7 protein-coding genes are annotated in these 6,293 nt (G+C 31.1%); all 7 read left to right on the plus strand.

What is annotated here, in order from left to right; genetic code table 11:
- Positions 1 to 121: 121 nt before the first annotated feature.
- The 7 genes from Q1A73_RS24140 to Q1A73_RS24170 all read left to right on the plus strand — a co-directional run bounded on the left by Q1A73_RS24140 (position 122) and on the right by Q1A73_RS24170 (position 5,615).
- Positions 122 to 859 carry a DUF6882 domain-containing protein gene (locus tag Q1A73_RS24140; protein WP_299611281.1) on the plus strand — a complete coding sequence of 246 codons (738 nt, stop codon included), beginning with the start codon at positions 122 to 124 and terminating at the stop codon, positions 857 to 859.
- Positions 860 to 1,010: 151 nt separating this feature from the next.
- A complete protein-coding gene (locus Q1A73_RS24145) occupies positions 1,011 to 1,457 on the plus strand; it encodes a hypothetical protein (RefSeq protein ID WP_299611284.1) in 447 nt (148 codons plus the stop codon).
- A gap of 283 nt (positions 1,458 to 1,740) precedes the next feature.
- Positions 1,741 to 2,028 (plus strand): hypothetical protein, encoded by a 288-nt coding sequence (locus Q1A73_RS24150; RefSeq protein WP_299611287.1) that lies wholly within the window; start codon positions 1,741 to 1,743, stop codon positions 2,026 to 2,028.
- A 2-nt stretch (positions 2,029 to 2,030) separates the two neighbouring features.
- Positions 2,031 to 2,300: a hypothetical protein gene (locus Q1A73_RS24155; RefSeq protein ID WP_299611290.1), complete on the plus strand. Its 270-nt coding sequence runs from the start codon at positions 2,031 to 2,033 to the stop codon at positions 2,298 to 2,300.
- 208 nt (positions 2,301 to 2,508) lie between these two features.
- Positions 2,509 to 3,729 carry a hypothetical protein gene (locus Q1A73_RS24160; RefSeq protein ID WP_299611293.1) on the plus strand — a complete coding sequence of 407 codons (1,221 nt, stop codon included), beginning with the start codon at positions 2,509 to 2,511 and terminating at the stop codon, positions 3,727 to 3,729.
- 152 nt (positions 3,730 to 3,881) lie between these two features.
- Positions 3,882 to 4,811 (plus strand): restriction endonuclease, encoded by a 930-nt coding sequence (locus tag Q1A73_RS24165; RefSeq protein ID WP_299611296.1) that lies wholly within the window; start codon positions 3,882 to 3,884, stop codon positions 4,809 to 4,811.
- Positions 4,812 to 5,237: 426 nt separating this feature from the next.
- A complete protein-coding gene (locus Q1A73_RS24170; protein WP_299611299.1) occupies positions 5,238 to 5,615 on the plus strand; it encodes a hypothetical protein in 378 nt (125 codons plus the stop codon).
- Positions 5,616 to 6,293 lie beyond the last annotated feature (678 nt).

Here is a 6,293-nt window from a genome sequence, read left to right on the forward strand (position 1 = left end):
AAGTTAGCAACCAATGCACAGAAAAAACAAAAAACAGGGTAACATTTTTCTCTGCTACGACACATATATTAAACGTTGTGCTTAATGCAGAAAAATCTGAACTGAATTAATATTTAGAACTTTGAAATACAAAAAATACGCTAAAAAATCTTGTCAAAATCTGACTGAAATTCAAGATAATTTCAGAAAAAAATATGACATAGATAATTATGAAAATTGGTTTTATAATCAATCGAGTGAAACATTAAGACTTTATTCGGAAAACAAAGAAATTTATTTCAAATACATCCCAATTGGAACATTTTCGCAAAAGAAAAATACTTGGATGTGGTCTTGGGCGAATGAAAGTTCTATTGAACCGAGAAAATTTCAGACTTTAAAAGTCAAAGAATTCGGAGAAAAGAAGAAATACGAAAATTTAACGAAAGAGCATTTTGAAGGAGACAATTTCACAGGTTGGGAATTAACTTCTATCGCATTTGAAATAATTGGAGGAATTGGAACTTATCGAGTTATTTCAGACAATTTAGAAAAGTATTTCTTATTAACCGGGGAAATAAGAAAAGAAGAAGTTGAAAAAATAGAAAGTGAATTAATTGACTGTGGAGTTCACGGAAAATTAAGAAAAGCATTTATTTGTCAACATTTGAATTCTAAAGAAAAAACTGGATTTGAGGAAGCTTTTGAAACTTATCGTGGAATGGAATTGGACGAAGATGATGATTTCCAAGCTTGGTGTTCAGAATGCGAAAAAGAGAGACTTAAAACAGATGGTTGGAATGACGAATCTATGGAGTTTGCTCAAATAAGTTTAGTCTGTGAAAGATGTTATTTTGAAATTAAGGAAATTAACGAATGAAAAAGCACATAAGCACAACACCGTATATAATTTATTACTGGCTTATAGCCTACTTACGAAAGTCCTCGCGGACTTTCTTGGTCAATAACTATTTACTAAATTAGTTACTTAAAACACGTAACAAATCATATACAAAACCGTTGGCAACAATATGAAAAAAATTGTTTCATTATTAATATTCACATTGACAATTAATGTTTTCGGACAAAAAATTGAAATTGATTCTTCTCTAATTACTGAAAAAACCTTCCTCAAAACTTCTGGTTACATTTTTGAATCAGTAACAGCCGAGATCTTTAAAAATGATACAATCAAATTGGTTTTTATCCGTCCTTCTATGTCAAAAGCGTTTATTATTAACCTATCTGACAAAATTACTCCTGAGATTATATTAAGATCTGATTATCCCTCATTTGGAAAAAAATATTCCTCGTCTATCCCATTAGAATCTTTTAAACTTAAATTTAATAAGGCTAAATACAAATTAGGAGATACCCTAATGGCCAGAGTTGAATGTGTATCTAAGTCTTTTAAAAAATATACTGGAAATCCAAAATTTAAATATTCAGGTGAAATAATGCATATTATTCAGCACTAAATAAAACTGTTGCCAACAACATATATGTGATCATAGCAGCTAAGTGATCAATCGAATATTTCTGGTATTTTTGGTAATGCGCAATGCTTGCAGAAAGGAAAAGTTAGCAACCAATGCGCATCCTCCTGAGGCGGACAGGAAAAAACCGACAAAAAGGGTAACATTTTACTCTGCTACGACACATATATAAAACGTTGTAACACATTAAAAAAAACACAGAAAAGTGAATTATCAGAGTAAACGAAGTTTTAGAATTTGGCATTATATAGTAAGCCATTCAACTATGATAATTAGAAGTGAAAAACAATATGATGACGTAGAATATTCAAGTAAGTATTCACCGAATTGCACAATTGATATTGAGTTTTCTGGCATCGAGTTCATTTCGTTACCAGATAATTTAAACGGACTGAATATCCGAAAAGAAAATGGAATTTATCGATTTGACGAAAATAATGAGCATTTTGTGAAAGCAAGTTCGTGCAGAATCGGAATTAGTCAGTTTGACCATACTCAAGACCGAATTTCGGATTTATCACTTGAGTATGACGAAATATTAATGACATTATAATTATGCTTAATATTTTCAAAAAGTCAATAAAAAAAGAAATTGCAGAATTGAGCAACGAAATCCTTAACGTAATTGTGAAAAATGGATTTGAAACTGACTCTTGTGGAATTAAAGATGGAAATGAAATTATTACGGAATACTTAACTAAAAATGAATTAGGGCTTGCATATGAACATCTTGAATATGTGATTTCAGAAACAGAATTAAGTTTAAATTCTGAACAAACAAAAACAATGATTTTTATTGCTGGAAAACTCGGAATAAAAAAATAACGTGTTACAACAACGTGTATAAAACATAGCTAATAAGTGCTAAATCGAAAGGTTTTTGCTTATTTACAAAAACCGCCAAATTTTTAATTTGGCTTTTAAATAAAGAGAAAATTAAAAACAAAATATAAAAATTCGTCTCTGTGTTAATCCGAAAAGTTAGTGTCTTTTTGCACGCTACGTTTCATACACAAGACCGTTGTGTGTAATTATGAAAATGACATTCAGAACAATAAATATTATTCTATTCATACTTTGTTTTAGTCCAGTTTTTGGACAAACAAATGTGCTTATTCCGAATAAAGGAATTGAAGGAATATCTATTGTGATTGACTCATCGACAATTTCGGATGTGATTGAAATTTATGGAACTGATTATACTATGTCCGAAAAGACTTTAATTACAAACTATCGTTATGACAAAATAGGTCTAACTTTTCAAATTGACCCTTATGATAAAAACAAAATTGTAAGGTCAATTTCAATACAATCGCCATTTAAGACTAAAACAGAAAACGGAATTGTACTAAATGAAAGTACAATGAAGGATGTTTGGAACACATACAATGACAAAGGTTGTTTCACATCAAAGACTTATGCTTGGAACACTCAAAATGGAATTTCTTTCTATATTAAAAAAGACCCGAATGAAAAAGGATATGATACAGAAGAGAAAATATTTAAAATAGAAATAAATAATAATGGCGATTTTGGAATTTCTTCAAGAACAAACTTCGAGTTTAACGATGAACCTGTAAAGGAAAAATTAAACAGCTTGATAACAATTCTTAAATCGGACAATTTCAACTTTCAAAAATTGGACAGCTTTTGGAGTGCAGAAAAAATTACCGAAAAAGAACCTTATGGACTTGAAAAACGGACAAGTTTCAATAGAAAGATTGAGAACAACTTAACTCAAGAAAACTCTGAATTATGGCTTGTAGGCAGCTCATATAATCTTAACATAATTACTTCATCAAATAATCAATTGGTTTATTTAAAACTAACGGACAATAACGAACAAAAAACACTATTTGAGAGAATAGAAAACTCGAACTTTGAGAAAACCGACTTTGATGTTTACACATACGGAACTTTTTGTGGAATTGCAGGAACACCACCAGACAAATGTCAAAAAATGCTTAACCTAGTTAATGAAAAAGACTTTAATGAATTAGCTAAATGGATGCAATCATTAAATCCAGAAATTGCGACCTATGGTTATATCGGACTACAATACCTAGTACAGAATGAAATTGATATTCCAGAATCTTGGTTTACTCGAATGAGAAAATTGAAAAAATCTGAAGTTCAACTCAATACTTGTGAAGGCTGTATTTATGGAGTAACAGAAAAAATTAAAGACGTATTAAAAGAGGATAATTTAAAACAAATATATAAGTCATTCAAAGCAAGTGGATGGCTAAAATAACTACACACAACAATGGCTATAAGTAATTGCTCGTTCTCGCCTACTTCTGAAAATCCGCGAGGATTTTCAGTATGGTGTGTACTTGCAAAGTTAAGTGCTAACACACGCAACTACTCATAGCCGAGACCGTTACCACACATTAGAAAAAACCTATGGCAATACCAAAACACGATGAAATAAGAATTCCAGTATTGGAAATTCTAAAAGCAAAAGGAAAAACTAAATTGCGAGATTTTATCGAACCGCTTGCGGAACATTTTGGATTGACCGATGAAGAAATTAATGAAATGTATCCTTCTGGAAATGGACACATTTTTTACGATAGAGTTTCTTGGGCTTTAAGTTACCTAAATATGGGTGGACTTGTGGACAAACCAAAAAGAGGTGTTTATGAAATAAATTCTAAAGGACTTGAGATTTCACAAAAACCTGAACAAATACATTCTTACATCGAGAAACAACTCGAAAAAAGAGAACCGACAAGGCAAAAGAAGAAATCAACTGAAGAACAACTTAAATTTGAGGACACTTCATCTGAACTTACGCCTCAAGAAAAATTATATACATCGTTTGAGAATATTAGAAAGTCGGTTTACACAGATATTTTAAATACAATTTTAACCAAAACACCAATCGCATTTGAAAAATTAGTAGTTAGTTTATTACAGAAAATGGGATATGGTGGCGAAATTGAAAATTCTGGATTAGTAACAAAAGCTTCTAATGATGGTGGAATTGACGGAATAATAAAAGAAGATGTTTTAGGACTTGGACGAATTCATATTCAAGCCAAAAGATATAAAATTGACCTTGGAATTGGTCGAGACGAAATTCAAAAATTCGTTGGTGCTTTAGCTGTTGCTCAATCTAACAAAGGAGTTTTTATAACAACTTCTTACTATTCAAAAGGAGCTATTGAATACGCGAATAATTTAAATGGTTCAACTACTCTTGTGCTGATAGACGGAAAACAACTTGCAGAATATATTTATGATTTTGGACTTGGAATGCAAATCGAACAGACAATAGAAATTAAAAAATTAGATGCTGATTTTTGGGATTCAATGAAAGATGCGGAATAATAACGTGTGGTAACAATGTATATAAAAAATAGCGCAAGTCTTTGCTAACACTAAGGTTTTGGCGTTTTTGGAAAGTCGCCAAATTTTTAAATTTGACGATTTCCAAGTAAAAAAGATAAATAGTAAAATTTAAAAATTCGGCTTGTGTATAATCCGAAAAGTTATCGCTAATTTTCAGCGCTACTTTTCATATACGGAGCCGTTACCCAACATTAACAAACATTGAACAATAGAACAAAATATATAATTCTGACTCTAATTATTTCAGCACTTGTATTGTCTGCTTATAATCATAACAACGAATTGACAGGAACAAGTTTTGATTCGGTTGAATTGAAATACGCCAAGAGATTTTTTGGGATAGGGATTTTCTGCCTTGGACTATATTTTTTCAATAAAAATTGGCGAAACTTATTGATCAAAATTATGATTGGAACATTCAGTATATCGCTAGCATTGAATTTATATATATTCCCGCGGATTTATGAAAATGTTCAGATTAACAAAAAATATGCTCAATATTCCGAAATAAAAAGTTGCGAAGAAATGGAAAAAAGATTTCTAACTGACTTAGAAAAAGGAGAATTACAATATTTCCATTTTGGTTTAGGTTCCGTAATAGGAATGGAAGATATTATGAAATCAAATTATGGTATTGAATACCACCCAATGGGTTGTCTTTTAAGAACGGAAATGGAATGTTATAATAAACTGGTAAATGAATATTTAAAAAAGAACTTTAATAAGTCAATATCTGATATCCAAAAAGAAACTAATATCTATAAACTAATAAAAACCGATTAAAAACGTTGGGTAACAAGATGTATAAATCATAGTGGCTTCGCCACAACAATTCATACACGCAACGTTATCTGTGCATTTTAGGAATCTGAAAAGTAAAACGAAAGCAACGGACGGTTAACCACACCATGACTTGAGTATACTTGTTATGGTTAGTGTCTAAACGAGGAAAAAGCGATAGAAAAAACCAAAATTGAGGAGGTTTACGCAAGTAAAACGTGCTAAAAAATCGCTTTTTTGGCTGATCAGCTTCTGACGAAAAAAAGTTCAGGTTCATTTAGTAAGGTCTGTTACTAATCCAATGATTGCAAGGTGATCGCGAGAAAGAAAAAATAAATTTGACGGATTAATTACGCAAGTAATATCACCTTGCTTGGCTAGTCTAGTAAGGTTAGTGACTGAAAAAAGAACGCACGATAACAAGATATATGTGCCATAGCAGCAAAGTGATCAATCCAATGGTTTGTGTATATTTATGAAGGCGCGATGCTTGCAGAAAGTAAAAGTTAGCAATCAATGCGCAGTTTTTGTCGAAAACAGGGTAACATTTTGCTCTGCTACGACACATATATTAAACGTTACCACATATTTGAAAAATGACGGAATTTTTAGTTTTAATAACAATATTTTTAGGAATTAGCTTAGTGCTGATTTTAACAAAATCTGACTTTCCTAAACTGG

It is taken from the genome of uncultured Aquimarina sp. (assembly GCF_947492115.1).
In the GTDB taxonomy this organism is placed as follows: domain Bacteria; phylum Bacteroidota; class Bacteroidia; order Flavobacteriales; family Flavobacteriaceae; genus Aquimarina.

Excerpts from the sequence above, each read along its gene's own strand:
- Q1A73_RS24145 (WP_299611284.1), top strand. The coding sequence starts at position 1,011 with ATGAAAAAAATTGTTTCATTATTAATATTCACATTGACAATTAATGTT.
- Q1A73_RS24155 (WP_299611290.1), top strand. The coding sequence starts at position 2,031 with ATGCTTAATATTTTCAAAAAGTCAATAAAAAAAGAAATTGCAGAATTG.
- Q1A73_RS24150 (WP_299611287.1), top strand. The coding sequence starts at position 1,741 with ATGATAATTAGAAGTGAAAAACAATATGATGACGTAGAATATTCAAGT.
- Q1A73_RS24170 (WP_299611299.1), top strand. The coding sequence starts at position 5,238 with ATGATTGGAACATTCAGTATATCGCTAGCATTGAATTTATATATATTC.
- Q1A73_RS24160 (WP_299611293.1), top strand. The coding sequence starts at position 2,509 with ATGAAAATGACATTCAGAACAATAAATATTATTCTATTCATACTTTGT.
- Q1A73_RS24165 (WP_299611296.1), top strand. The coding sequence starts at position 3,882 with ATGGCAATACCAAAACACGATGAAATAAGAATTCCAGTATTGGAAATT.